The organism is Bradyrhizobium sp. URHC0002, assembly GCF_054059515.1.
In genome coordinates this window covers 2060396-2084718 of sequence record NZ_JBSSCF010000001.1, presented here as the reverse complement: position 1 = coordinate 2084718, position 24323 = coordinate 2060396, and the positions used below count along the sequence as shown (strand labels likewise).

The following is a 24323-nucleotide window of genomic DNA, read 5'->3' as shown; positions in this document are numbered from 1 at the left end:
TCGAATCTGCCGCGCGGAACCCTGCGGAACACGCCAGGCAACGGCGCGGCCTGCTATCTCCCGTCGGGAATCGGATGCCGCCTCGCCAATTCGTCGAGCGGCAGATGCGCCTCCGCATCATCAAGCGTGAAACGGACAATGACGTCCTGACGGCCGACCTGCCCCCAGAGCCCGTCCGACGACCATTTCTGCGGCACGGGCCCGCGCAGACCTTCGACCCAGACAAAATACCATTCCGTCATCGAACACCTCCTGGCCCGGAACCAGATGCGTGATTGCCGGCAAGTGCGCGCACCAGCATACACCACTGCGATCCCTGGGGCGGAAGTTCACGCCGATCGCGTCATGCGAATTGCGCGAGGCCGTGACCGACGGACCAGTTCTCTTTCGCGGATTCGAGAACGTTCACGAACACGTTCTCCGGCCGGATACCGGGGTTTTCGCCGAGCAGTTCCGCGGTGCGCCGGAACAGCGCTTTCTTCTGTTCGGCGGTGCGGGTGTCGAACACGGTGATCTGGATGTACACGACATCTTCGCTCCGGCTGACTCCATAGCAGGACGCGCTGTAGCGGAAGTTCGCAGCGTCATGCTCGGTGATGGTCATGAACTGGTCGTCTTCGGGCACGCTGAGCGTGTCGCGCATCGCGCGGTAAAGGCTGTCGAAGATCGCCTGCCGGTAGGCTTCCGGCTTTCCGGCGCGCAGTGAGATGCGAATGAGCGGCATCGCGGATCCTTGTCTGAAACCGGTGAGGCGGACGCCATGGCGGCGCCTGCACGGGTGGTTCACCCCGTTGACGAATTGGGCTATCAATAGTTTTTGACACGTTGTCGAAATTGATATCTGCCATTCTTGACGCCATGTCAAATACTTTTTGGCCGGCGCTAGGCGGCGTTGGACATGTCGCACCCAGGAGGGAAACGTGAGGCCGCGAGAGTTTGACAACGACGACGTCCTGCGCATCGCGTTCGATCAATTCTGGCGCAAGGGCGTGCGGGGCACGTCGCTCTCGGACATCGCGCGTGACGCGGGCGTCCAGCGCGGCAGTCTCTACAATGCCTTTGGCAGCAAGGAAGCGCTGTTTCTCTGCGCCTACGAGCGCTATGCGAGCGACTATGTGAGCTCCCTTCAAAAGGCGCTCGGCGCGGGCACGTTGCGAGAGCGCCTCACGGCGTTTTTCGAACTGACAATCAAGAATTTTCGTTCCGGCTCGCCGCCCCGGGGATGTCCGACCACGCGGGGACTGATGGAGCTGACGTCGGTCGAAGGCGAAGGGCTGGACGAAAACGCGCGCAAAACCTTCGCGGATCTGGTGGCGCGCATCGCTGGTCTGGTTCAGGAAGCTTTGTCAGAGGGTGCTGCGCGAGGCGAGTTCAAGGCAGACCCCGAGAGCGCTGCATTGCACATCGTCACCGTGACCCGCGGATTGGCCGTGCTCGAACGCGCCTTCGGTGATGAGGCCCAGCTTCGGAAGATTGCCGCTCACACGGTCGATCTCATCCTCGGCAAGGAAAGCCGCTAGGCAAAGCCGCGCTTGTTCCTTTCATCCTCCCTGCAAGCAGACGTCACGGAGCATTGCGAAGGTTCGGCTCGAACCCTTTCCGCTCCCGCGACGACAAAATCCGCATCATCGCTTAGGGAATTGCCCGTCATGAATTCGCCACAGCCAGCCGTCCGGCCAGCATCGAACAACAGCCCTGCCCGCCGCGTCGCCGTGGCGGTCCTCCTGAGCGGGCTGGTGTTTACCGTGCTGTGGATCATGGTGTTCAGCATGGTCACGTCGCTATTGATCGGCGCCGGTTGCTGCGTCGTGATCGTTGCCGCCAGCTCCCTGTCGGATCTGGTCGATATGCTGCTCGATGCGGTGGCTACCGTGATCTTCGGTGTGCTGGCTGTCATCGCGGCGATCTTCGGGGCGATCGTCAGCGTGTTCGGGTTTTAAGTCCGCCGCGCAGATCGTGCGACGACCGAAGGATGTGGGCGGCCATGGAGCATGCCTCAACCGATCGAAAGGGACCATGCCATTGCTTTTCGTATGGGCCCCCATATAGTTCCAGGGCCCTGTTGAAGGGTGACTACGAGATTTTGATTTTTGATTGCTGTTTCGTTGGGCGCCTGTCGAACGTTGCGATAGCTCAACGGATGTGACGACCACTCAGGGGGGGCCCAGCTGTGAAAAAATCGTTGATTCTGGCGGCGTTCATGATCGTTGCCGCCACGTCCACCTCGTTCGCGGTTTCCTGCACCGCGCAGGGACAGACTTGCCAGGCGTGGGCACGCGGGCAAGGCAACGAGGCGGCCGGCTACATCGCTGCATGCAAGGCCGAAGTGCCGGCCTGCATCAGCCGGTGCAAGGGCGGCACGAAGGCTTTCATCGGCGTGAGCCGGGGTGCCGGCGGTGGCCAACATTACCCGATTGACGAGTGCAAGTAGCGCACGGATGCGATCGCCGCACTGCCTCTGCGGATAGCGATTTGTCCGGGACGAGCCCTTGCTCGGCAAGGTGCCCGCAATAGCGTTGGCTGCAAGCGACTAAAAACCTCGGGAGACACCATGGCGAAATTCATTTTCAGCCTGTTGGCGACTTTCGCGATCATTATTGCAACCTCACTGCCATCGTTCGCACAATCGAATAGCTCAGGGGTGCGACGCATGCCGACCGGCGTCATGTGCGCTCGCTGCACCATGCAGTGCACTATGTGCGGCTTGGGCGACAAGTGCAAAGCCACCTGCAACGCCAACGGCAACGGGTGGGTAAAGTACGGCAGGAACTACTGCACCAATTGGTTTGACGGTTGCAACGACGGCAAGTGAGCCTGTCCAGTTACGGTGACAGTTCACATATTCATTGATTTAACATTCGACAAACATGCGACCCGTTTTCGCGACGTTCTGACAGCAAGTAGCCCGTATGAGCGACTTGTCCGCCGTAGCTCAACGAGCGTAGGCGGACGCGACATGCGGGAAGCGGCACCAACCAAAACCCGGATATCGCCTCGCTCATCCGGGCTACGCCTGCTGGATTTAGCCCTGGCGAGAGGTTAGGATTAGAACGGCCCGCGCCTTTATCAGGAGGTCCGATCATGACACGGCACCTTTTTTTCGCGATTGCGCTCATAGGCACCGGAGTGCTCCTCAACTCACCTTCCGAAGCACAGCATTGGCGATGTGAAGACAGAGCCGCGAATTGCTTGGGCAGGTGTACCGACAGGCTAGCGGGGATAAGCGACTGGGGACGCCTGGACAAATGTTGGCGCTGCGACCGCCAAGTGATCAAATGCATGATCAACGCGAACATGCGCCGGTATAGTTATTACTGAATCCGATGGCTTGCCCGTGCGGGCGCGCTTGGAGGCGGTATGAGACCCTGGACCGCAAGTCTCCTCGCAGTCTTGCTGGTGGCCTCGCCTGCCGTTGCGGACGCGCAACCGAGTTGCGAGGCGATACCTCGCGGACCGGCACGCACCGATTGCTACCTCGCCCTAAGTCAGTACTACCGTGCGCAATCAAATCTTGCCGCTGACAGAGCGCTCGCGCAATCAGACGCCGCGTGGTATCGGGCCATTACCGGAACAGACCCTCCGCAACCCAAACCACGTCGGCGACGATAAAACAGCAGGTAGCCCGCATGAGCGAAGCGACATGCGGGAATGGGCCCCAACCAAAGCCCGGATATCGCTTAAGGCTGCGCTTGCCTGTTTGGGAGGGACCATTTCCAGTATGCTTGGATCGTACGCCAACAGAGCAGATGCGGTCAGCGAATGCAGTGGTATGTGATCTTGATTTCGGTCGCCACGACCGGCGCATTTGGGTGGTTTGCGCTCGAACTCATTGGTCGGCCGATTCGAAATTTCGTCGATCTAAGACGGTCCGTGCGCCATCAATTGCCGTTTCTGGCGAACGTCGCAGCACCACAACCTCGCGAGACCTGCGTTACATCCGAGCAGATACGGCAATACGATACAGACTTGAAAAATGCGCGCGAGGCACAACGCATTCTGCGCGATTTGGCCTCTCAAATGCTGGCCTTCGCCGAGAGTGAAAGGGCGGCTTGTATTGCAATCAGGCCGTTTGGTTTTGATCCCTCGTCGGCTGGCAGCGGCCTGATCGGACTTTCGAACACGCTCGACCGTCGTGGCACCGACCGCGCCGGCTTTCGCAAAAATGTCGAACGGGCGCTGCGGTTTCGCTAGGCCGCCTGCTAATCCTATTTCTTCTCTGCGCGATCTTTCAGGATGACAGCTAACGGATTCGGTGTCGCCGCCCCAACAAGCTTCAAGGTGTTGGTGTCGTGATGATTGAACGGGAGGTCTCTTCCCTTCACCAGAAGCTCGGTTTCAAGGACATAGGTCCAGCTTCCGTCGTCGTTGAAGGTGATGTCGCATCGATAACTCTCCGTGCGGAAAGCCTCTTCCAGGAAATCCGTTGAGCAGATTCCGTAGCGCGTATCGCCACGCTTCGCCGTGACGGATATCCGCTTGTCACCCGGCTTCGCGTGGCCCGCTGCGAGCAAAACCTGGCCTCGCGGAATTGTCACGCTTTGCATGATCAAGCCGGTTGCCGGCTCCCAAAGCCAATAGCCGACCTGATCGTGGAAGGTGATGTCTTCCTCAGGGGTGTTGATGTGGATGTGATAACGCAAACCATAAAAGAGCTGCGGTCCATTAGCCTGCGGATCGATCGGGTCCATCCGGATATGCTCTCGAAAAATCCGACGCTCCGGGCCCTGGGCTTTAGGGTTGACATCCACGCCCTTGTCCGCCTGCCAAACACCCGCCAGATGACGCAGGGGTCCGAGATTAGCCAGGCCGTCGGGGGATACGTTGTCGGGCTCGGTGAAGATGTCGGCGGGTATGGGCAGCATACGAAAACCTCGCGTGATCGCGGTATCGGCAATCCTATGCTGACTGACAGCGGGGAGTCACCTCAATCATGCGACTTGTGCGGCGTTCTGTTTGAGTTGGGCGTCCTCAAGAGTTGGGTAGCAAGTAGCCCGGAAGCTTTGGTTGATACCGATCCCCGCGAGCTTTCTAAAAAGCGCGATGGTGTACCGTGGAGGCCTTCATTGAACTAAGAAACGGCAGCGAATTGCAGCGAGTGAGTTGACGGCGCGCAGGGGCGAAATTTCGCGCCAGTAAAATCATTGAATAAAGCCCGGTCTGGTGAATGTCCTACCCAGATTGGTACCCGCAAATTCGTCGACTGCGGTGAAGCACCATAGATGGCATGCTTCTTGGGTCGATCAAATGCGCCGTATGAACGGCTTTGGTGCCGGCGGAGCTTCCTCTTTCTTTTCAGGCGCAACTGCGATGCTTGCGAGGTCGCCGATCGTCAGATCCGCCAGCTTGATCTCCCCAAGCATCTTCTTCTTCAACTCCGGCGCGATGATGAAGTCGTACTTTTCGATAATCTCCGGTGTCAGTTCGCGCCCGATTGCGTTTTGAAAGAGCTCCGCGACGTCCTCTTTTGTGAAATTCACTTCGATCCGGTAGTCGCCCGTCAGCTTCAATTTCTTGTGCCAGTGAATGCCAATACCGTCGTGCAGCTTAAAAACGGCCGAGCCTTCATATCTGAGATATTGGTTAGGATCAGAGCTCGGGATGTACTCCTTGAGGTCGTACTCCGCGAGTATCCACGCGCCCATATTCCTACTCCAACCACGGGCAGTCACTTTCATCGCAATCTCCCTAAGCTGTTTATGAGGGGAATATTGACCCAGAATGAGCCGAATTTTGGACACCTTCGCAGCCTAAGAAGATTTTGTTTGAAATATTATTTCTAGAATCACGAGAGTGGGTCCAGAATAACGGTGCGGCCCGCTGGAGTACTATTAGCGAGGGTTGTTGCAGGAAGTTGGAAACCCTATAGTTGCAAGCATTTTCCGATTCATGGATGGTCTTAATGAGTACGGATTTGAAAGCGCTGGTGACTGGACTCTACGATCTACTTGAGCCAGCAGAACCCGGTGAACGAAAGAAGGCAATCAAGGCTGCGCTCACGATGTTGGGCGACGACACGTCGGTTGCAAATGAGAAGGGTGAGAAAAGCAACCCAAATAGCGACGAAGACGTCGTTGAAGGCGACTTCAACGCTAAGACGCGAACGTGGATGACGCGCAACAAGGTCACTGCTGAGCAGCTCAACCAAGTATTTCACATCGACGGCGAGACGGTGGACATCATAGTCGATAGCGCGCCGGGCAAGAACCAGAAGCAGCAGACGATCAACGCGTACTTGCTTACTGGCATCCGCGAGTTCATCAAGACAGGCGAACCCAAGCTCGACGATAAATCCGGCAGAGAATCTTGCGAGAGAATGGGTTGCTACGGCCCAACCAACCACGCGACCTACATGGGTAAGCCAGGCAACGTGCTGAGCGGTTCGAAGGACGGCGGCTGGTCGCTGACAGGTCCGGGCATGAAGGCTGGCGCGGATCTTATTAAAGAGATGACGACGGGTGAGCCTTGATCCCAACAAGTTGCTAGCTGCGATTCCCGCCGGACTGCGCGATCCGTTGTTCGAAACGTACCGTGAGATTGCATCGAATTTTGCTGAGCATCGCTGGGAGCCATCCGAGCTTAACGGCGGAAAGTTCTGCGAGTGCGCCTATTGGATTTGCCACGGTTTCGTGACTGGCACGTATGCTGCAATTCCCTCGAAGCCACCGAATATGCGCGACAATTGCCGCGACATCGAGCGACTGACGAACTCCGGCAAGCCGGGCGACCATAGTCTCCGTATTCTTATCCCAAGAATGCTTCCGGCGCTGTATGACATCCGAAACAATAGAGGTGTCGGGCACGTTGGAGGTGACGTTGATCCGAACTTCATGGATGCCACCGCTGTCTACTCGACAACGAGCTGGATCTTGGCAGAATTGGTCCGCGTCTTTCACAACGTGAAGACAACGGAAGCCCAGGCTGCGGTTGATGGCCTTGTCGAACGCAAGACACCACTAATCTGGTCAGCCGGAATTGCGAAGCGCGTGCTGGATGACAAGATGAGCGCGGCGGAGCAAACACTCCTCTTGCTGCACCAGGCTCTTGCGTGGGTCTCGGAAACGGACCTATTGAAATCAATCGAATACAGCAACCCGAGCGTATATCGAAGTAAAGTGCTCACACCGTTGCACAAGGCACGAAAGATTGAATTTGATAAAGTAGGTCAACGTGCCCATATTTCACCGAAGGGCAGCGCATTCGTGGAGGAAAAGATTATCGCGCCACGAGCAGGTTGGAAAAATGGCTAGTCGTCAATGATTTCCCACGGCGAGGCTAGACCAGCAAGCTCTCCCTTGCACGAGAGAAGCTGTTTCCCACATCGCTTACTGCCCCGCCGTCAACAAAACATCACGCCCGAGACTGGAATCGAACCACCGACATTTGGTGGTTAGAAGTCATGGTGCCCAGGGGCGGGATCGAACCACCGACACTGCGATTTTCAGTCGCATGCTCTACCAACTGAGCTACCTGGGCATGTCCCGGCGCGGAGCAGGGAGCGCCGGTTTATAGTCAGGCAGGGCGGCTGTGTCCACCCGCCTTCGCCTTCGGCTTCGGCGTGGCGGGCCCGGCTTCGGTGCTATCCACAAACTACTGGGAATAAACGTTATTTCGCGTTGAGATGGATGTTCCCGGGGTCGGGGCAGGCGCAATGGGGATCGGGCCGAATGGCGATCCCGAAGGGACTGCGCTCCCTCCCCGGCTTTGCGGGTGGGGGTGAAGACGCTCAGTTCTCCACCTTGATTCTGGCGTCCCGGATCACCGGGCCCCATTTGTCGATTTCCGATTTCAGGAAGGCGGCGAGCTGGCCCGGCGTGGTGCCGCGCGGGGTGGCGCCGAGGTCGTCGAAGCGCGGCTTGACGGATGCGTGCGCCAGCGCGGCGTTGGTGTCGGCGTTGAGCTTGGCAATGATCTCCTCTGGCGTCCTCACCGGCACGAAGAAGCCGAACCAGCTCGAGACATCGAAGCCGGGCACGCCGGCTTCCGCGATCGTCGGCAGATCCGGCACGACCGGGACACGCTCCTTGGTCGTCACCGCGAGCGCGCGCACCGCACCTGCCCTCACGTGGCCGATGATCGAGGGCATGTTGTCGAAGGAGACGTCGACGCGGCCGGGGAGCAAATCGTTGATCGCCAGCGCGCCGCCGCGATAGGGGATGTGCGTCATCTCCACATTGGCCATCCGCTTGAACAGCTCGCCGCTCAGATGCAGCGTGGTGCCGTTGCCGGACGAGGCATAGGTCACCTTGCCCCTGTTGTCGTTGCAATAGGCGATGAACTCCCTGACCGATTTCGCCGGTTTCGAATTCGGCACGCACATCACGTTGGGCTGGGTGATCAGCAGCGTCACCGGCGCGAAGTCGCCGATCGGGTCGTAGCTCAACGACGGATACAGGAACTGGTTGGTGGCCAGCCCCGGCCCGACGATGAAGATGGTGTAACCGTCGGGATCGGAATGCGCGACCATTTCGGAGGCGATGTTGCCGCCGGCGCCGGGCTTGTTCTCGATCACCACCGTCTGGCCCCACACCTCCTGCAGGCGGTTGCCGACCAGGCGCGCGGTGATGTCGGTCGAGCCGCCCGGCGGGAACGGCACCACGATGCGCACCATTCTGGTCGGCCAGTTTGCGCCGAGCGCGCGCGAGACAAGAATGGACGGCGCGGCGATGGCAGCGGCCGTGAGACCGACGAAACGACGGCGATTCAACATGGGGCCACTCCTCCACATATGATCGCCCGATTGGCTCGGGTCGTCGTGTTGTCCGGAGTGTGGGGACAGGGGCCGGTAAAATCAATGTACGTAGAAGCGCGTCCTTTACCCTCCCTGAAGGGTGAACAAGTCGCCGCGCTTTTCCTGAGCACGCCCTATTCGGCGTCTTCCGGGTCCGTCTCGCGGCCGGGGATGACGTAGCTGCCGGATAGCCAGCGGTTCAGGTCGACGTCGCGGCAGCGCGGGGAACAGAACGGCGCGGTGGCCGGGCTCGCCGGCTTGCCGCATTCCGGGCAGGGTTTTGATGGCGGCCTGGTGCCGCCGGAGCCCTCATCCTCGGGGCTCTTAGCTGGCATTGAGCCAGCCGAACCGGACCGGAAAGCCCTCGCCGCCCATCAGCGTGGTCGATTCGTAGAGCGGCAGGCCGACGACATTGGAGTAGGAGCCGACCATCTTGACCACGAACGATCCGGCGATGCCCTGCACGGCGTAGCCGCCGGCTTTGCCGCGCCATTCGCCGGAACCGATATAGGCCTGGATGTCGTCCTCGCTTAAGCGCTTGAAGCGGACGCGGGTTTCGATCAGGCGCTGGCGGAACGCCTCCTTCGGCGTCACCAGGCAAATGGCGGTGTAGACGCGGTGGTTGCGCCCCGAGAGCAGCCGCAGGCACTGCGCGGCTTCATCCACCAGGTTGGCCTTGGGGAGAATGCGGCGGCCGACCGCGACCACCGTATCGGCCGCGAGGATGAAGGCGCCACGCAGTTCGTCATCGAGCTGGACGGATTTCAGCGCCGCGTCGGCCTTGGCGCGGGCCAGCCGGTTGGCGCAGGCGCGCGGCAGCTCGCCCCGCTTCGGCGTTTCGTCGACATCAGCCGGGCGCAGCGCGTCGGGCTCGATGCCGGCCTGATTGAGCAGGCTGAGCCGTCGTGGCGAACCGGAAGCAAGAACGAGTTTGGGACGGCCAAGCATGCGGGATGTGTCGCGGAAAAAGGATTCGGAAGGGGGCGCGCGCGGAACCTATCGGAAGGCACTCCATTCCACAACCGGGGAACAAGTGGTTGTTGTCATTACGAATCTTTCGTCGTCCCTGCCTAGTGCGCAATTGCGCACGGGGCGCAGGGACCCATAACCACAGGCTTTTGTCAGGGAAATGACAAGGGCGACTGGCGCTGCTTCAAATCGCACGGCCGCAGCGTATGGGCCCCCGCGTTCGCGGCGACGGCGACCTGTTCACCCCCCAGCGACATTCAGCGCACCGGTTCGATCGGCGTGGCCACGCCCAGGCGGGCCTCGATGGCCTCGGCCGCTTCAAGGCACAAATCCTCGCGCAACCGCTGCCCGGTGATCAGCACGCCGATCGGCAACCCCGTCGCCTCGTCACGCCCGGCCGGCACGCAGGCCGAAGGCAGCCCGAGCAGATTGGCCGGAACCACCGGGCGCATCAATTCCTTGGTCGCGGCCGCTCCGGCCGGCGTCGCCGAATCGAAACCATGCTCGAACGGCAATTGCGTCCAGGTCGGCGACAGCAGCAACGGCCGGTCGGCCATGAAGGTCGACCATGCGCGCCCGATGCCGTCGCGTTCGGCCATCAAATGCGACCATGCCGCCGCGTCGGCCAGAGGCGGGATGTCCTCATTGAAGTTGTTCAGGAAGACCATCGCATCAGGGCCCATCATCGGGGACAACAACGCCAGCACCGAGCCGAAATCACCCATGATCAGGCGGCGCCAGCAGCCGATCGCGTCGGCGTAGCGTGGCGGGCAGGCTTCTTCCACGACATAGCCGGCATCAGTGAGCGCCTGTGCGGCACGCCGCACCACAGCCGCCACCTTTGGATCGGTGCCGCCGCCGGGCGGCTCGGGCAATACGGCAACGCGAATTGGCCGCGCCAGTGTCAGTCCCTCGAACGGGGCATCGATCGACCAGGGGTCGCGCTGGTGCGCGCCCATCAGGACACGCAGGCCGAGGCGCACATCCGCCACGCGGCGGGCCATCGGCCCCTGCACGTTCATCAACTGCACCGCCAGCAAGCGGTCTTCGGCCGGCACATATCCCGCATCGGGCACGCGGCCGGCGGATGGACGGATGGAAGCGATGCCACAAGCATTCGCGGGGTTTCGCAGCGAGCCGCCGATGTCGTTGCCAAGGCCGATCGGGCTCATGCCGCTGGCCAGCGCGGAGGCCTCGCCGCCGCTCGAGCCGCCCGCGGTGCGGCCGGCATGCCAGGGATTTCGCGTCAGGCCGTGAAGCGAACTGTCGGTGTGCACGCGCAGCGCCATGTCAGGCAGATTGGTGCGGGCGATCGGGATGGCGCCGGCGGCGCGCATGCGTTCGACGACCGGCGCATCTACCGGCGCCACCGCCTTGGCGAGCGCGGGCACGCCCCAGGTGGTGGGCAGGCCAGCCATGTCGATGTTTTCCTTCACCGTGAAAGGCACGCCGTGCAGCGGGCCAATTGTTTCGCCGGCGGCCAGCTTCTGATCGGCCTTGACGGCGGCCGCGCGGGCCTCGTCGGCCAGCACGCGCACGACAGCATTCAGCGCCGGGTTCACCGCATCGATGCGCGCCAGATGGGCATCCACCACTTCAACCGAACTCAGTTGCCTGCGCGCAATGCGCTGCGCCAGCTCAGTGGCCGGAAGTTGCCAGATCTCGCTCATCGCTTACTCCAACATGAAATGCGCAACGAAGTTGTGCGCAGGCGCCCCCACCCGTCGGGCGAATGTAGTATCGCACCTGCCCGATGTCGACGGTATGACCAGCGCTCACCCGCTCGCCGCGCCCGCCTTTGCAAAGCGGCGGCGGATGCGCATCGACAGCCCGTCGCAGACCTCGCGATAGGCGGAAAGCTTCTGCTCGCGGTTGCCTTCCATGCCAGTCGGATCAGGTGTCGGCCAGTATTCGACATCGGCGGCCATGGTGCGCGTCAGCTCCAATGCCTTGTGATGGGCTTCCGGCGACAGCGTGATGATGAGATCGAAATTGAGCCCTTCCCAGTCCTCCAGCTCCTCGAACGTCATGGGCTTATGGCCGGAAATATCCTGGCCGAGTTCGGCCATCACGGCGACCGCGAACGGATCAAGCTCGCCCTTCTTGGCGCCGGCGGATTTCACGTAGAGCGCCTTCGGGAACATTTGCCGCAACAAGCTCTCCGCCATCGGCGAACGCACGCTATTCAGGCCGCATGCGAACAGCACGGCCTGCGGATTGCGCGCGCGGGGCGCATCCATGCGATCAGGCTTCTCTTGTTTGGAGCGAGACCTCGCTGCGCTTCACCGTCATGCGTCCTGCCCCTTCCAGTGCAGGACACAGATCAGCGTGAACAGGCGGCGGGAAGTTTCGAAATCGATTCGCACCTTGCCCTTCAGTCGTTCCTGCAGCGTGCGCGAGCCTTCGTCATGGATGCCGCGGCGGCCCATGTCGATCGCCTCGATCTTGTCCGTGGTGGCTGTGCGGATCGCCTGGTAGTAGCTGTCGCAGATCATGAAATAGTCCTTCACGATCCGCCGGAACGGCGTCAGCGATAAGAGATGCGCCACGACCGGCGCGCCGTCCTCGCGACGGATGTCGAACATCAGCCGGTTGCCTGTTATCGCGAGATGCAGCGTGAACGGGCCCTCGCCCGCCCCTTCCGGCGCGAACAGGTTCTGCTCGATCAGATCGTAGATCGCAATAGCCCGCTCGTGCTCGATATCGGGCCCGGAACGCCCGATCGATTCCTCGTCGAGTGTCACCGCGACGATGCGGTTGTGCTGGTCATCGTCTGGTGGCGGTTTGTTCATGGCAAATTGAGGCGCAATCCGACCGAGCGTGAATGGGCGTCCAGACCCTCGGCCTTGCCCAGGGTCATCGCGGCAGGTCCCAGCGCGCGCAACTGGTCCGGCCCGCATTTGAGAATCGAGGTGCGCTTCATGAAGTCTAGCACGCCGAGCCCCGACGAAAACCGCGCCGAACGCGCCGTCGGCAGCACGTGATTGGAGCCACCGACGTAATCGCCGATCGCTTCCGGCGTATGGGGGCCGAGGAAGATCGCGCCGGCATTGCGGACTTTTGCCGACAAGCCTTCCGGATCCGCGGTCATGATTTCCAGATGTTCGGCGGCGATCGCATTCGCCAGCTCCACCGCCTGGTCGAGGTGGCCGACCATGATGATGGCGCCGAAATCGTTCCACGAAGCCCGCGCGATATCGGCGCGGGGCAGCGTGGCGAGCTGCGATTCCACTGCGCGCGCGACGTCGGCGGCGAGGCCTGCGCTGTCGGTGATCAGGATCGACTGCGCGCTCGCATCGTGCTCGGCCTGCGCCAAAAGATCGGCCGCGATCCAGCCGGCGTTGCCGGTGTCGTCGGCGATGACGAGCACCTCCGAGGGACCTGCAATCATGTCGATGCCGACCTTGCCGAACACCTGCCGCTTGGCGGCGGCGACATAGGCATTGCCGGGCCCGACGATTTTCGCGACCGGCGCGATCGTCGCCGTGCCGTAGGCCAGCGCCGCCACCGCCTGCGCGCCGCCGACGCGGTAGATCTCTGACACGCCGCCAAGCCGTGCGGCCGCCAGCACCAGCGGATTGAGCTTGCCGTCGGGCGACGGCACCACCATGACGACCCGCGGCACGCCGGCTACCCGGGCCGGCACCGCATTCATCAGCACCGAGGACGGATAGGCGGCGGTGCCGCCGGGCACGTAGAGGCCGACCGCATCGACCGCGCTCCAGCGCCAGCCGAGCTCGACGCCGAGCGCGTCGGTGAAGCGCTCGTCCTTCGGCAATTGCCTCTTGTGAAACGCCTCGATCCGGTCACGGGCGAATTTCAGGGCATCGAGCGTGGCGGTGTCGCAAGCCCCGACCGCCGCGTCGAGCTCGGCCGCGGTCACGCGCAGGCCGGGGGCGTCCGTGTCGAGCCGGTCGAATTTCCTGGTCGCCTCGAGCAGGGCGGCGTCGCCGCGCGCGGCCACGTCATCGACGATGGCGCGGGTGGCGCGCTCGACATCGGCCGAAACCTCGCGCTTGGCAGCGAGGAATTGCTTGAATAACGGGCCAAAATCGGCGCTGCTGGTATCCAGGCGAACGGGCATGGTGGCTTTCTGAGAGACAGCGAAAGGCCCCTGCTCAATGGCGCGGCGGCCAAGGGCCGTCAACCCTTGCCGCCCCGGAAACCGGCCCCCACCCGGCGGTCTCCCTGCCAGACCTCATCCTGAGGAGCCGCGGGAGCGGCGTCTCGAAGGATGAATGGCACCAGTTGGGGCCTACATGGTTCGAGACGGCGCCAAAGGCGCCTCCTCACCATGAGGGATTGACGGGTTACGCCCGGCGCGGCACCGGATTCACCCCTCCGGCCCCAGCGGGGCCATCGCGAGGTCGCTGGTGCCGAGGTCGTCGGTACCGAGGTCGGTCAGCTCGCATTCCAGGCATTCGACGTCCAGCCGCAGCGCCTCGCCATGGCTGAACAGCAACAGCGCGCTGCCGCCCGGGGCCTCGCCGGGATGGAATTCGATCCCGATGAGTTCCAGCACCGCACTCGGCTGCGCCAGATCGATGTTGCGCGACTTGCAGGCCAAAACGCGGTCGAAGCGCAGCGCCGCGATCGAACGGCGCGGCTCGGTTCCGCCCGACAGCGTCTGCTCCCAGTCCAGCCTGAACATGCCGACCACCAGGCGCTTTTCGTCCTGCCGCCAGACGATGTCGGACGCCTGGACGCGGGCGTCCTGCACATGGGCCGATATGACGGCGAGATCATCGGCGTCGAGCGCAATCAATTTGAGCGGATCGGGCGCCGGCATGAGGTCCTCGGTTATCCCTGAGATCATGATGCGATTTAACAAAATCGCATCATGATCTCATCTCTGTGTGTGGGGGCATGATCTTGTCGGAAAACCGGTTCCCACTTTTCCGGATCATGCCTTCAATCGCTGATGCGCTGGATCGACGCGCCGCAGCCTGAGAGTTTTTCCTCAAGCCGTTCGAAACCGCGATCCAGGTGATAGATACGATTGACCATGGTTTCACCCTCGGCGGCAAGCCCCGCGATGACCAGCGACACCGAGGCGCGCAGATCCGTCGCCATGACAGGCGCGCCGCGCAGCGTGGCGGTGCCGTCGATGGTCGCGGTTTCGCCGTCCAGGGATATACGCGCACCGAACCGCGCCAGTTCCTGGACATGCATGAAACGGTTCTCAAAAATAGTTTCGGTGATCTGCGAGGAACCGCCGGCGCAGGCCATCAGCGCCATCAATTGCGCCTGCAGGTCGGTCGGAAAGCCCGGGAACGGCGCGGTCGACACCGTCACCGGGCGGAGCCCGGCGCCGTTCCTGGCCACCCGGATGCCGTCATTGTTGACGGAGATAACGGCGCCGGCCTCCGTCAGGACGTCGAGCGCCGACTGCAGCAATTCGGGACGGGCGCCGGAAAGTTGCACGTCGCCGCCGGTCATGGCGACCGCCATCGCATAGGTTCCGGTCTCGATCCGATCCGGCAATACGGTATGCCGCGCGCCGTGCAGTTTCTCGACACCCTCGATCACGATCCGCGCCGTGCCGGCACCGGTGATGCGCGCGCCCATCTTGTTCAGGCAATCGGCGACGTCGGCGATCTCGGGTTCGCAGGCGGCGTTGGTGATGATGGTCGTGCCCTTCGCCAGCGTTGCCGCCATCAGGGCTACATGGGTGCCGCTCACCGTCACCTTGGGGAAATCGATTGCCGCGCCGCGCAGGCCGCCGGGCGCCTTCGCCACCACATAGCCGCCGTCGATGGTCAGCTCGGCGCCGAGCTTTTCCAGCGCCATGATCAGGAGATCGACCGGCCGCGTGCCGATGGCGCAGCCGCCCGGCAGCGAGACTTTGGCCTCGTGCATCCGCGCCAAAAGCGGCGCGATCACCCAGAAGCTGGCGCGCATCCGCGACACCAGATCATAAGGGGCCGTGGTGTCGATAATGTTGGCTGCCGAAATATGCAGGGTCTGGCCCTGATAGGCGCGGTCGCCCGGCCGCTTGCCCGCGGACATGATGTCGACGCCATGGTTGCCGAGGATGCGCTGCAACTGCGCGACGTCGGCAAGCCGCGGCACGTTGTCGAGGACGAGCGTTTCCTCGGTCAGCAGCGCCGCGATCATCAGGGGAAGCGCGGCATTTCGCGCCCGAGATGGCGATGGTGCCATTGAGCTTGCTGCCGCCGACGATACGAATGCGGTCCATGCCACCCCCCTTGCCATGCACAAATCATGCGCGCACGTTCACAGCAAAGGCGGTGATATTTGCGGCTATTTGATGGGGTGCGCCGTCATTCCGGGGCGCGCCTAAATAGCGTTGATATCCGCGCTCTCCAGTATCGGCTTCGGATAACCATCGCGCGCCACCTTGATCATGGCGCGGCCGAGTTGCTCGCTCGTCGTCATGTGGTTCGGCGTAGCTCGCACCATCCAGGACAGCAGCGGCGCGGTGACAGCATAGACCGCGTTCACCCAGGCGGTCTTCGACCTGACGCCGTGCAGCGGCTGGATGCCGGACGGCCGGAACATGTACGCCGCCTTGAACGGCAGCTTCAAGAGATCGTTCTCGGTCTTGCCCTTGACCCGCGCCCAACGCAGCGAGCCCTGCTCGGTTGAATCAGTGCCTTTGCCGGTGACGTAGGTAAACACCATGCCGGGGTTGAGCCGCGCCAGCGTTTTTGCCGCCGCCATGGTGACGTCGTAGGTCTGGTGCCGGTAGCGCTCCGGGTCCATGCCGATCGAGGAGACGCCGAGGCAGAAGAAGCAGGCGTCAAATCCGGCAAGTTGGGATTCGATCTTGGAGAAATCCGTGAAATTATCGTGCAGGACTTCACGCAGCCTGGCGTGCTGCACCCCGGTCGGGCTGCGCCCGACCGCCAGTACTTCCGTGACACTGGCATCGATGAAGCATTCGCGCAGGACACCCTGCCCGACCATGCCGGTGGCGCCGAAAAGGATGACTTTCATGTCAGCTGCTCATCCCTTGATGAACGCGAGCAGATCGGCGTTGATCGTGGCCGCTTCCGTGGTCGGCATGCCGTGCGGAAAACCCTTGTAGGTCTTCAGCGTGCCGTTCTTGAGCAGCTTCGCCGACAACGGCGCGGAATCGGCATACGGCACGATTTGATCGTCATCGCCATGCATCACCAGCACCGGCACGGTGATCTTCTTGAGGTCCTCGGTGAAATCGGTCTGCGAGAAGGCGACGATGCCATCGTAATGCGCCTTGGCGCTGCCCATCATGCCCTGACGCCACCAGTTCGTGATGACGGCCTCCGAGGGCTTGGCGCCCGGCCGGTTGTAGCCATAGAACGGACCCGCCGGGAGGTCGCGATAGAACTGCGTGCGGCTGGCCGCGAGCTGCGCCTGGAGTCCGTCAAAGACTTCCTTGGGAAGCCCGCCGGGATTGGCCGCCGTCTGCACCATCAGCGGCGGCACGGCGCTCAGGATCGCCGCCTTCGCCACCCGGCTCTCGCCGTGGCGGGCGATATAATGCACCACCTCGCCGCCGCCAGTGGAATGGCCGACGTGAACAGCGTTCTTCAGGTCGAGATGCGCGGTGACGGCCGCGAGATCGTCCGCGTAATGATCCATGTCATGGCCGTCGGCCACCTGGCTGGAGCGGCCATGGCCGCGGCGGTCATGCGCGATGACCCGGAAACCGTTGTTCAGGAAGAACAGCATCTGCGTGTCCCAGTCGTCTGATGACAGCGGCCAGCCATGGCTGAACACGATGGGCTGACCCTTGCCCCAATCCTTGTAGAAGATCTCGACGCCGTCTTTGGTGGTGATGGCGGGCATGGGAATTCTCCTCTTGCTCGATTGCGGTCAACGGCACGCGGTTCGGCGAACTGGCGTTCGCCGAACGGCAGGTGACATTCCGTAGAGTTCGGTCACGCGGGGCGGAAGCGCCGCCATACGCCGATGATCATGACGACGAAAAATACCAGCACGATGCCCTGGGCCACCCCGAATACCGGCCCCGAGGGCGGGTTGCCCGGCGCCAGCGCCGTCAGCGCCGGCACCTTCAGGAAGCTCTGGATGACCAGCACGAACACGTTGAAGTAAAGCGACAGCAGCGCCGTCAGCACATAGATCCAGCGCCACGGCCCGGACAGCTTCATGACATAGAGCGCGATGCAGGCGATCGCCAGCAGCACCAGCGACAGAATGCCGATCATGTGCGACGGCAACAGCTTCTCGGACAGCAGGGGTGGAATCAGAAAGCCGGTGGCGCTGGTCAAAATCGTGAACAGCAGGAAGATCGCGGTGAGGCCGGGCTGACGGTTCGAGCCGAGCATTCCAAACATCACGACCAGACCCGCGACGATGGCGATCAAACTGATGATGACATGTACGAGAACAAATGTGGCCAAACTCATACCCAAAATCATGACGCCCCCCTCGTTGGAAACCTTCTAAAGGTTACGCCGCGTCACGGAAAATTTCCACACGCATCGCGTGCGGCGACGGCAATGCAGGCATGTGCGTGAATGAAGACACATCAACGAAAGTTGTATGATGCCCGAAATATTTGCACTGCCGTCACAAATGACGGCAGTGCTTCGCTCGAGTTCTAACGATTAAGAAATTCAACCAGCTTGGGAATCACCTGGTCGGGCGCCTCTTCCATCAGCCAATGTCCCCGGCCCTGCACCAGCACGCCTTCGACGTTGGACGCGACCATCTTGCCTTGCTCGATCAGGAACGGACCGCCGGCTTTCTCGCCTGATAGCACCAGCATCGGCATCGACAGCTTGGTCTTCGCAAGGTCCGCAAACTCGACGGCGTCCTGCGGAAAGGCGCGGAAAACCTCCATCCCGGCCTTCATGTGGCCCGGCCTGGCATACTCCTTGGCATAGAATTGGCGGTCGGCCTCGGAGACGGATTTCGTGGCATCGGCGGCGAAATCGTTCCAGAAATGTTCGAGATAAACGCGCTCGCGGCCGGTGACCAGCGCAAGCGGCGTCTTGCCGAAGAAGTGGAAGTGCCAGAGATCGCGCAGCAGGAAGACGTTATTCCATTCGCCAACACCCGGCAGGAAGGCTTCCATCAGCACGATCCGATCGACTTCGCTCGGGTACTGCGCCGCGTAGGCGTAGGCGACCATCAGGCCGATATCGTGGCCGACCAGCCGGATGCGGTCGTATTTGAGGCCTTTCACCAATGCGTGGATGTCTTGCGCCATCGCCTTCTTGGTATATCCGCCTTCCGGCGTCGACGACTGGCCAAAACCGCGGAGATCAGGCGCGATCACGGTGTGCTTGTCGGAGAGCTGTGCGATCAGCGGCCGCCACATATGGCTGGTTTCGGCAAAGCCATGCAGCAACACCACGGGATCACCCTTGCCGGCGACCAGATAGTGCAGCTTGACGCCGTTGACGTCGGCAAATTTGCTCTGGGGCGCAGATTTGCCATGAGGTGACTGTGCGAACGAACCGCTCGAAGAGATCAATGCGACCGATAATGCCATCCACGTGATAGAAGCGATGGCGCGCAGCGTTCTCGGTACGCATTGCATGTGAGATTCCTCATTCTTCGTTGAAGAGGAATCAGTAGTAGCGCGGTATCGGCCCGTTGTGTGGCGTTTTTCGCGTCGACAGATCGAACAGCACTTCGTCGACATAGCACCAGCCCCAGCCTTCCGGCGGATCGTAGCCTTCGATCACGGGGTGGCCGGTGGCATGGAAATGCGCCGTCGCATGCTTGTTCGGCGAATCGTCGCAGCAGCCGACATGGCCGCAGGTGCGGCAGATCCGCAGATGCAGCCACTCGCTTCCGCTTTTCAGGCACTCCTCGCAGCCGAGCGCGCTCGGCGTCACCGTTTGAATGCCGGCGATATGGCTGCAGCCTTTGGACATCCTGACATCCTTTTTCAGAGCGACGGTTTCGCGGCATCGCCGAGAAAGCCGTGCAGCGCCGCCACCACCTGTGCACCCTCGCCGATTGCGCCGCCGACGCGCTTGACGGAGCCAGAGCGCACGTCGCCGACCGCGAACACGCCGGGCACTGAAGTTTCCAGCGGCGGCACCGGGCGGCCGAGATTCTGCTCGGACTGCGCCCCCGTCACCACGAAGCCCGCCCGGTCGAGCGTCACGCCGCAGCCGTCCAGCCATTGGGTCGCCGGGTCGGCGCCGACGAACAGAAACAGGTTTCGGACATCGAAACTGTGCTGCTCGGGCGCCAGCCGGCTCCTCCAGCGCACGCGTTCGAGCGATCCATCCCCGCTGCCTTCGACCGCAATCACCTCGGCGTTGAATATCAGTTCGATATTGGGCGCCGCTTCGATGCGCTCGATCAGATAGCGCGACATGCTGGCCCCCAGCCCGCCGCCGCGGATGATCATGTAGAGTTTGCGCGCGTGGCCCGACAGAAACACCGCGGCTTGCCCTGCGGAATTGCCACCACCGACCAATACGACGTCCTGGCCCACGCACAGCTTGCCCTCGATCGGCGAGGCCCAGTACCAGACGCCGCGGCCTTCGAAGGCGTCGAGATTTTCGATCTCCGGCCGCCGGTAGCGCGCCCCGCTCGCCACCACGATGGATTTGGCGCGCAACGACTGCCCGCATTCGGTGGCCAGCGCGAACGCGCCGTCGCGCTGCGAGCAATCGAGCGACTGGACCGAAACCGGAATCAGCATCTCGGCGCCGAATTTCTGCGCCTGATTGTAGGCGCGCCCCGCGAGCGCCTGCCCAGAGATGCCGGTCGGAAAACCCAGATAGTTTTCGATGCGCGCGCTGGCGCCGGCCTGCCCGCCGAACGCGCGCGCGTCGAACACCGCCACCGACAACCCTTCGGACGCGGCATAGACCGCGGTGGCGAGACCGGCGGGACCGCTTCCAACCACCGCGACGTCATAGAGTTTCTCATGCGCATGATTGGTGATCATGCCCACCGCCAGCGCCAGCGAGGTCTCCGACGGATTGCGCAGCACGGTACCGTCAGGGCACACCACCAGCGGCAGATCGGCGCGCGAGGCCGAATAGCGCGCGACAAGATCGGCGGCGTCCTTGTCGGCTGCTGGATCGAGCACGTGGTGCGGCTGGCCGTTGCGCGCCAGGAAATTCTGCAGCCGCGCCGTGTCGCCGAGGGAGGGCGGCCCGATCAGCACCGGGCCACCGACGCCGCCCTGGATCAGGTTGACCCGGCGCAGGATCAGCGCGCGCATGATGCGCTCGCCCAGTTCGGCTTCCGCGACCAAAAGCGCGCGCAATTGATCCGGCGGAATCAGCAGCGTTTCAACCTCGCCCTCGGCATGGCCGTCGACCAGTGCGACGCGGCTGGAAAGCTGGCCGATCTCGGCGAGAAATTGTCCCGGGCCCTGGTCGATGATCGGCGTGACATGGCCGAGGCCGTCGCGCTGGGTGATCGCGACATGGCCCGACAGCACCACGAACATGCCGGGACCTACCTTGCCGGTCTCGAACAGGGCTTCGCCGTCCTTGTAGCTTCGCAACTCCCCGAACCGGCGCATGCGCTCGATTTCGTGATGGGTCAGCGTCGGGAACGTCTGCTCGTGACGGGGAAACGCGGTGAAAGTCGCGCCGGTCGCCGGACCGGCCGTGATGTCTGCACTCATTTTAACCGCCTAAAAAAGAAACAGAACCGTGCAGAGAGCGAGCCATGCCGCCCGGCGAGCAAGATTTCTCTACGCTACTGGCTAAGGCTTTTCTCTGCTGGCGTCATCTAGGGAGGCGTCGGCGTTTTCGGAAGGTGCATCGGCATCGCTGCGGCCCCGGGCCTGCGACTTTCGCCGCTTGAGATTTTCGCGCAGCGCCAGCTTCAGCCGGTCCCGTCGCGAATCCTTCACATCCGCGTTGCTCTTTCCCGCAGGCCTATCTTGATTGTCCTTCATCGTCAGTCCGCCGAACATGCCTTGATCGAAGCGACGCCAGGGGATGCCGTCGCCGGAAAGAATGGTAGGTTTCGATCATCCATACTGCATTCATGCGCCCGGCACATCGGCCGCCGCCCAAACCGCCTGCCTTAAGCAGTGCAAGTCGCGATTCGGCGGCTTGGGGGCGAGATTGGGAACCGGAGTGCGGCCCAAAGTTGCCGAATTGTCGCGCCTCGCGATCATCAGCGCCGATTTTTGACGATTTTGAGCCCTTTCCAACCTGCCCGCGTGCTTGCGCCAGAGTGGCCCTTGTGGCAAGAACCGCCCGCCTAGTGGGCGGCCATTTGGGCCGATTCCCTCAATACCGGGCATGCTGCCGTAGCTCAGTGGTAGAGCACTCCATTGGTAATGGAGAGGTCGACAGTTCAATCCTGTCTGGCAGCACCATTTATCCCATTGGATGCATTGATTTTATTGGAAATTCGGTCCTGAGTGCCACACAAGAGTGCCACACAGACCATGGTTTCCTTGAACTTCTCAATGTCCATACGCGCCAGATCCAGCGTCCCCCAATTCCGCGTCCGCGTCCCTGCCAAGGTCGTTGCTCAGCTACGCGGCCGGCATATCCTGCTCAGCCTTGGTAACGAACGGCCCTTCATCAAGACGGTGAGGATCGGGAGTGATGTTTCGTTCAGCCTGGAAACGGATGACCGGCTCATTGCAGAGTCGCGGCAGGCAAACGCACTGGATCATCTTCGCCGGCTCTTTGAACTGACGGAAGCCGAACCGGTCACTCTCTCGCACCGGGCGCTGGTCGCGTTGTCGGGCGAGGCCTACAGGATCTATCAGGAAATCCACAGCGATAACCCCGGTGAGCCGGGACCATGGTCATTCCACAAGGCGCTGAGCCGGGCAGCGCTTCAAGGTCGCATAGAAAATCCGCCACCGGCCGCGCTGATGCCGAACGAAACGGACGCCGCGATAGAGTTGTTCGGTACTGGCGATTTGACAGCGGCGATCGACGCGCTGCCAGCCGATCAGCATGACGGACTCGAAGGGAGGTTCGGGTTGATCGCGGACTGGACTCTGATCCGACAGCGCATCCACCTTGCTCAGAGTGACCGTCGCCGGTTCCTGCAACTTGTCGGGGTCGCCAGCTTGGATGCTGGATGGGCGCTACGCCGCGCTGCCGAGGGCGACTATTCGCCTGATCCAAAGGCGCTTCGCTTCCCTCCAATCGAAACCGTCACAGCGCTCAAGCCCAAGCAGACAATCACTAGCCTGTTTCATGCGTGGTGGACGGAAGCAAAAGCCATCGGCCGATCGAAAAAGACTCACGACGTTTACGCGGGCGCAATAGCCCGGTTGGTCAAGCACCTTGGTCATGACGATGCTGGCCGCGTGACCGAGGAGGATATGATTGGCTTCAAGGAAGCCCGGCTCAAGGTGGTGACCGTCAAGTCCTTCAAGGATGGCGATCTGCCTGGGATAAGATCGGTGCTCGGATGGGCCGTCGATAATCGGAAGCTGACCAAGAACCCGGCCGATGCCATCAAGGTCAAGGCGGAAAAGAAAAAGAGGACTAGGGGGAAAGGCTTCACCGATGCGGAGGCCACGGCGATATTCAAGGCCTGCATTGGATACGTGCGGAAGCCGAAAGAGGACGCCCGGACTGCGGCGGCCAAGAAATGGGGACCGATCATCGCGGCGTACAGCGGCTGCCGGATCGCTGAGGCGCTACAGCTTCGGAAGGAAGATGTCCGCAAGGAGTCTGGGCATCACGTTTTCGATTTGAATCCGCTGGCCGGGTCCATCAAGTCCGGAAACTTCCGGCTGGTGCCAGTGCATCGGCACCTGATTGACCTAGGCTTCCTGCGTTTCGTCGAGGACGCCGACGATGGCCCGTTGTTCGCGCCGGGTTCTTACAAGCGCGTTGTCGATCATGTTAGGGCAGTCGTCACTGATCCTCGGGTCGCGCCGAACCACGGCTGGCGGCATCGCCTCAAAACGATCAGCCGAAACCTTGGGCTGGATCATCGGGTCGTAGATGCCATCCAAGGTCACGCGGCACGAACGAGCGGCGATGATTACGGCGACGTGTCGGTGACGGCCATGGCCCGCGTGATTGCCGCTATTCCCCGGGTTGGAGTGCGCGCCAGCCGATCAAACCGTTCCACCTAGTTAGTCCTGCAACGTGCCGGACGTATCGAGCCGGCAGGCGTACAAATAGGATCTGAGAGCATCGCGCATGAACTGACTGCGACCCTGGCCGAGTTTGAGCCGCGCGGCATCGAGTTCAGTTAGCTGTTGAAGCGGAAGTTTGAATCCTATGAATGGGGTTTCCGGTTCAGGGTTGTAGGGGCGGCGGTTGCTTTTCATTGTCTTCTCTCTGAGAAAAACGCCCCCGGCTGGATTGCCAAGGGGGCGTAGTTAAACTTTTAATTTTCGGTGATTTGATCGTGTGCCTTAGCACGCGCCGCGACGGTAGGCATCGTCAACGTCGATGACGCTGGTGGGGCTTGCCAGCCATTCGCGGACAACGCGCGGTCCCGCGATCTCATCGGGAGCGATGGCCGGCACCTGTGCGAGTCCATCCCAAAGTGCATCGATCATGAACAGGAGGCGAGGCAGGCAGTTGGAAAAAATCTCCAAATCATCGCCATCGGTCGGCCGGGCAATATATTTTCCATTGCTGTATTCGATGGCGTAACCACGGTGTTCTCGGATCATTCTTGGGGCTTCCTTCCTGGGTGATTTCTGATTGTTGCTGATCTTGATTTGCTTTGCCATTTG

The 24323-nt window shown here is 61.8% G+C and carries 29 protein-coding genes, 2 tRNA genes and 1 pseudogene; 9 read left to right on the top strand and 23 right to left on the bottom strand.

Annotated features, from left to right (window positions below; translation table 11 throughout):
* Positions 1–53: 53 nt before the first annotated feature.
* Entirely contained in the window at positions 54–242 is a 189-nt protein-coding gene (locus tag ACVWVY_RS09900; RefSeq protein WP_456626204.1) for a hypothetical protein, read from the bottom strand.
* Positions 243–343: 101 nt separating this feature from the next.
* Positions 344–724, bottom strand: a complete 381-nt coding sequence (locus tag ACVWVY_RS09895) for a tautomerase family protein (protein WP_456626203.1) — start codon at positions 722–724, stop codon at positions 344–346.
* Positions 725–920: 196 nt separating this feature from the next.
* On the opposite strand from ACVWVY_RS09895, the gene ACVWVY_RS09890 reads away from it, so the two are divergent.
* The 5 genes from ACVWVY_RS09890 to ACVWVY_RS09870 all read left to right on the top strand — a co-directional run bounded on the left by ACVWVY_RS09890 (position 921) and on the right by ACVWVY_RS09870 (position 4191).
* Positions 921–1520, top strand: coding sequence for a TetR/AcrR family transcriptional regulator (locus ACVWVY_RS09890; RefSeq protein WP_456626202.1), 600 nt, complete (start codon positions 921–923; stop codon positions 1518–1520).
* A gap of 129 nt (positions 1521–1649) precedes the next feature.
* A complete protein-coding gene (locus ACVWVY_RS09885) occupies positions 1650–1940 on the top strand; it encodes a hypothetical protein (protein WP_456626201.1) in 291 nt (96 codons plus the stop codon).
* Positions 1941–2170: 230 nt separating this feature from the next.
* Entirely contained in the window at positions 2171–2431 is a 261-nt protein-coding gene (locus ACVWVY_RS09880) for a hypothetical protein (RefSeq protein WP_456626200.1), read from the top strand.
* 120 nt (positions 2432–2551) lie between these two features.
* Entirely contained in the window at positions 2552–2812 is a 261-nt protein-coding gene (locus tag ACVWVY_RS09875) for a hypothetical protein (RefSeq protein ID WP_456626199.1), read from the top strand.
* A 947-nt stretch (positions 2813–3759) separates the two neighbouring features.
* Positions 3760–4191 (top strand): hypothetical protein, encoded by a 432-nt coding sequence (locus ACVWVY_RS09870; RefSeq protein WP_456626198.1) that lies wholly within the window; start codon positions 3760–3762, stop codon positions 4189–4191.
* Positions 4192–4205: 14 nt separating this feature from the next.
* On the opposite strand, the gene ACVWVY_RS09865 is transcribed toward ACVWVY_RS09870, so the two are convergent.
* Both ACVWVY_RS09865 and ACVWVY_RS09860 read right to left on the bottom strand, forming a co-directional pair.
* Positions 4206–4862 carry an FABP family protein gene (locus ACVWVY_RS09865; RefSeq protein WP_456626197.1) on the bottom strand — a complete coding sequence of 219 codons (657 nt, stop codon included), beginning with the start codon at positions 4860–4862 and terminating at the stop codon, positions 4206–4208.
* A gap of 378 nt (positions 4863–5240) precedes the next feature.
* Positions 5241–5675, bottom strand: a complete 435-nt coding sequence (locus tag ACVWVY_RS09860; RefSeq protein WP_456626196.1) for a hypothetical protein — start codon at positions 5673–5675, stop codon at positions 5241–5243.
* 224 nt (positions 5676–5899) lie between these two features.
* Between ACVWVY_RS09860 and ACVWVY_RS09855 the strand changes: the two genes are divergently transcribed.
* Entirely contained in the window at positions 5900–6466 is a 567-nt protein-coding gene (locus tag ACVWVY_RS09855; RefSeq protein WP_456626195.1) for a hypothetical protein, read from the top strand.
* The gene (locus tag ACVWVY_RS09850; protein ID WP_456626194.1) at positions 6456–7247 is read left to right on the top strand and encodes a hypothetical protein; all 792 of its coding nucleotides are present in this window, start codon (positions 6456–6458) and stop codon (positions 7245–7247) included. The genes ACVWVY_RS09855 and ACVWVY_RS09850 overlap by 11 nt, the downstream gene beginning before the upstream one ends.
* Before the next feature lie 150 nt (positions 7248–7397).
* Here the strand turns inward: ACVWVY_RS09850 and ACVWVY_RS09845 are convergent.
* The 17 genes and pseudogenes from ACVWVY_RS09845 to ACVWVY_RS09765 all read right to left on the bottom strand — a co-directional run bounded on the left by ACVWVY_RS09845 (position 7398) and on the right by ACVWVY_RS09765 (position 21566).
* Positions 7398–7473 (bottom strand) — tRNA-Phe (locus ACVWVY_RS09845).
* Between the two features lie 250 nt (positions 7474–7723).
* Positions 7724–8707 carry a Bug family tripartite tricarboxylate transporter substrate binding protein gene (locus ACVWVY_RS09840; RefSeq protein ID WP_456626193.1) on the bottom strand — a complete coding sequence of 328 codons (984 nt, stop codon included), beginning with the start codon at positions 8705–8707 and terminating at the stop codon, positions 7724–7726.
* A 155-nt stretch (positions 8708–8862) separates the two neighbouring features.
* Complete coding sequence (yacG, locus tag ACVWVY_RS09835) at positions 8863–9063, bottom strand: DNA gyrase inhibitor YacG (protein ID WP_456626192.1); 201 nt, start codon at positions 9061–9063, stop codon at positions 8863–8865.
* Positions 9053–9676 carry a Maf-like protein gene (locus tag ACVWVY_RS09830; RefSeq protein WP_456626191.1) on the bottom strand — a complete coding sequence of 208 codons (624 nt, stop codon included), beginning with the start codon at positions 9674–9676 and terminating at the stop codon, positions 9053–9055. Before ACVWVY_RS09830 ends, yacG begins: the two co-directional genes overlap by 11 nt.
* Positions 9677–9954: 278 nt before the next feature.
* Positions 9955–11367 (bottom strand): amidase, encoded by a 1413-nt coding sequence (locus tag ACVWVY_RS09825; protein ID WP_456626190.1) that lies wholly within the window; start codon positions 11365–11367, stop codon positions 9955–9957.
* Positions 11368–11472: 105 nt separating this feature from the next.
* A complete protein-coding gene (locus tag ACVWVY_RS09820) occupies positions 11473–11937 on the bottom strand; it encodes an arsenate-mycothiol transferase ArsC (protein WP_456626189.1) in 465 nt (154 codons plus the stop codon).
* A gap of 48 nt (positions 11938–11985) precedes the next feature.
* Positions 11986–12489: a UPF0262 family protein gene (locus ACVWVY_RS09815; RefSeq protein WP_456626188.1), complete on the bottom strand. Its 504-nt coding sequence runs from the start codon at positions 12487–12489 to the stop codon at positions 11986–11988.
* Positions 12486–13781: a histidinol dehydrogenase gene (hisD, locus tag ACVWVY_RS09810; protein WP_456626187.1), complete on the bottom strand. Its 1296-nt coding sequence runs from the start codon at positions 13779–13781 to the stop codon at positions 12486–12488. Before hisD ends, ACVWVY_RS09815 begins: the two co-directional genes overlap by 4 nt.
* 249 nt (positions 13782–14030) lie before the next feature.
* Positions 14031–14486, bottom strand: coding sequence for a DUF2948 family protein (locus tag ACVWVY_RS09805; protein ID WP_456626186.1), 456 nt, complete (start codon positions 14484–14486; stop codon positions 14031–14033).
* Positions 14487–14608: 122 nt separating this feature from the next.
* A pseudogene (murA, locus tag ACVWVY_RS09800) lies at positions 14609–15896 on the bottom strand (UDP-N-acetylglucosamine 1-carboxyvinyltransferase).
* A 101-nt stretch (positions 15897–15997) separates the two neighbouring features.
* Positions 15998–16657, bottom strand: coding sequence for an epimerase (locus ACVWVY_RS09795; protein WP_456626185.1), 660 nt, complete (start codon positions 16655–16657; stop codon positions 15998–16000).
* Positions 16658–16666: 9 nt separating this feature from the next.
* Entirely contained in the window at positions 16667–17491 is an 825-nt protein-coding gene (locus tag ACVWVY_RS09790; RefSeq protein ID WP_456626184.1) for an alpha/beta fold hydrolase, read from the bottom strand.
* A gap of 92 nt (positions 17492–17583) precedes the next feature.
* Positions 17584–18084: a hypothetical protein gene (locus ACVWVY_RS09785; protein WP_456626183.1), complete on the bottom strand. Its 501-nt coding sequence runs from the start codon at positions 18082–18084 to the stop codon at positions 17584–17586.
* 182 nt (positions 18085–18266) lie between these two features.
* The gene (locus ACVWVY_RS09780) at positions 18267–19211 is read right to left on the bottom strand and encodes an alpha/beta fold hydrolase (RefSeq protein ID WP_456626182.1); all 945 of its coding nucleotides are present in this window, start codon (positions 19209–19211) and stop codon (positions 18267–18269) included.
* 31 nt (positions 19212–19242) lie between these two features.
* Positions 19243–19551 carry a UBP-type zinc finger domain-containing protein gene (locus ACVWVY_RS09775; protein ID WP_456626181.1) on the bottom strand — a complete coding sequence of 103 codons (309 nt, stop codon included), beginning with the start codon at positions 19549–19551 and terminating at the stop codon, positions 19243–19245.
* Positions 19552–19565: 14 nt separating this feature from the next.
* Complete coding sequence (locus ACVWVY_RS09770) at positions 19566–21272, bottom strand: FAD-dependent oxidoreductase (protein WP_456626180.1); 1707 nt, start codon at positions 21270–21272, stop codon at positions 19566–19568.
* Positions 21273–21353: 81 nt separating this feature from the next.
* Positions 21354–21566: a hypothetical protein gene (locus tag ACVWVY_RS09765; protein WP_456626179.1), complete on the bottom strand. Its 213-nt coding sequence runs from the start codon at positions 21564–21566 to the stop codon at positions 21354–21356.
* Positions 21567–21902: 336 nt separating this feature from the next.
* On the opposite strand from ACVWVY_RS09765, the gene ACVWVY_RS09760 reads away from it, so the two are divergent.
* A tRNA-Thr gene (locus ACVWVY_RS09760) sits at positions 21903–21977 on the top strand.
* 72 nt (positions 21978–22049) lie between these two features.
* Positions 22050–23711 carry a hypothetical protein gene (locus ACVWVY_RS09755; RefSeq protein ID WP_456626178.1) on the top strand — a complete coding sequence of 554 codons (1662 nt, stop codon included), beginning with the start codon at positions 22050–22052 and terminating at the stop codon, positions 23709–23711.
* On the opposite strand, the gene ACVWVY_RS09750 is transcribed toward ACVWVY_RS09755, so the two are convergent.
* Positions 23712–23909, bottom strand: a complete 198-nt coding sequence (locus ACVWVY_RS09750) for a ribbon-helix-helix domain-containing protein (protein WP_456626177.1) — start codon at positions 23907–23909, stop codon at positions 23712–23714. It lies immediately after the preceding gene.
* Between the two features lie 87 nt (positions 23910–23996).
* Entirely contained in the window at positions 23997–24320 is a 324-nt protein-coding gene (locus ACVWVY_RS09745; RefSeq protein ID WP_456626176.1) for a hypothetical protein, read from the bottom strand.
* Between the last annotated feature and the right edge of the window lie 3 nt (positions 24321–24323).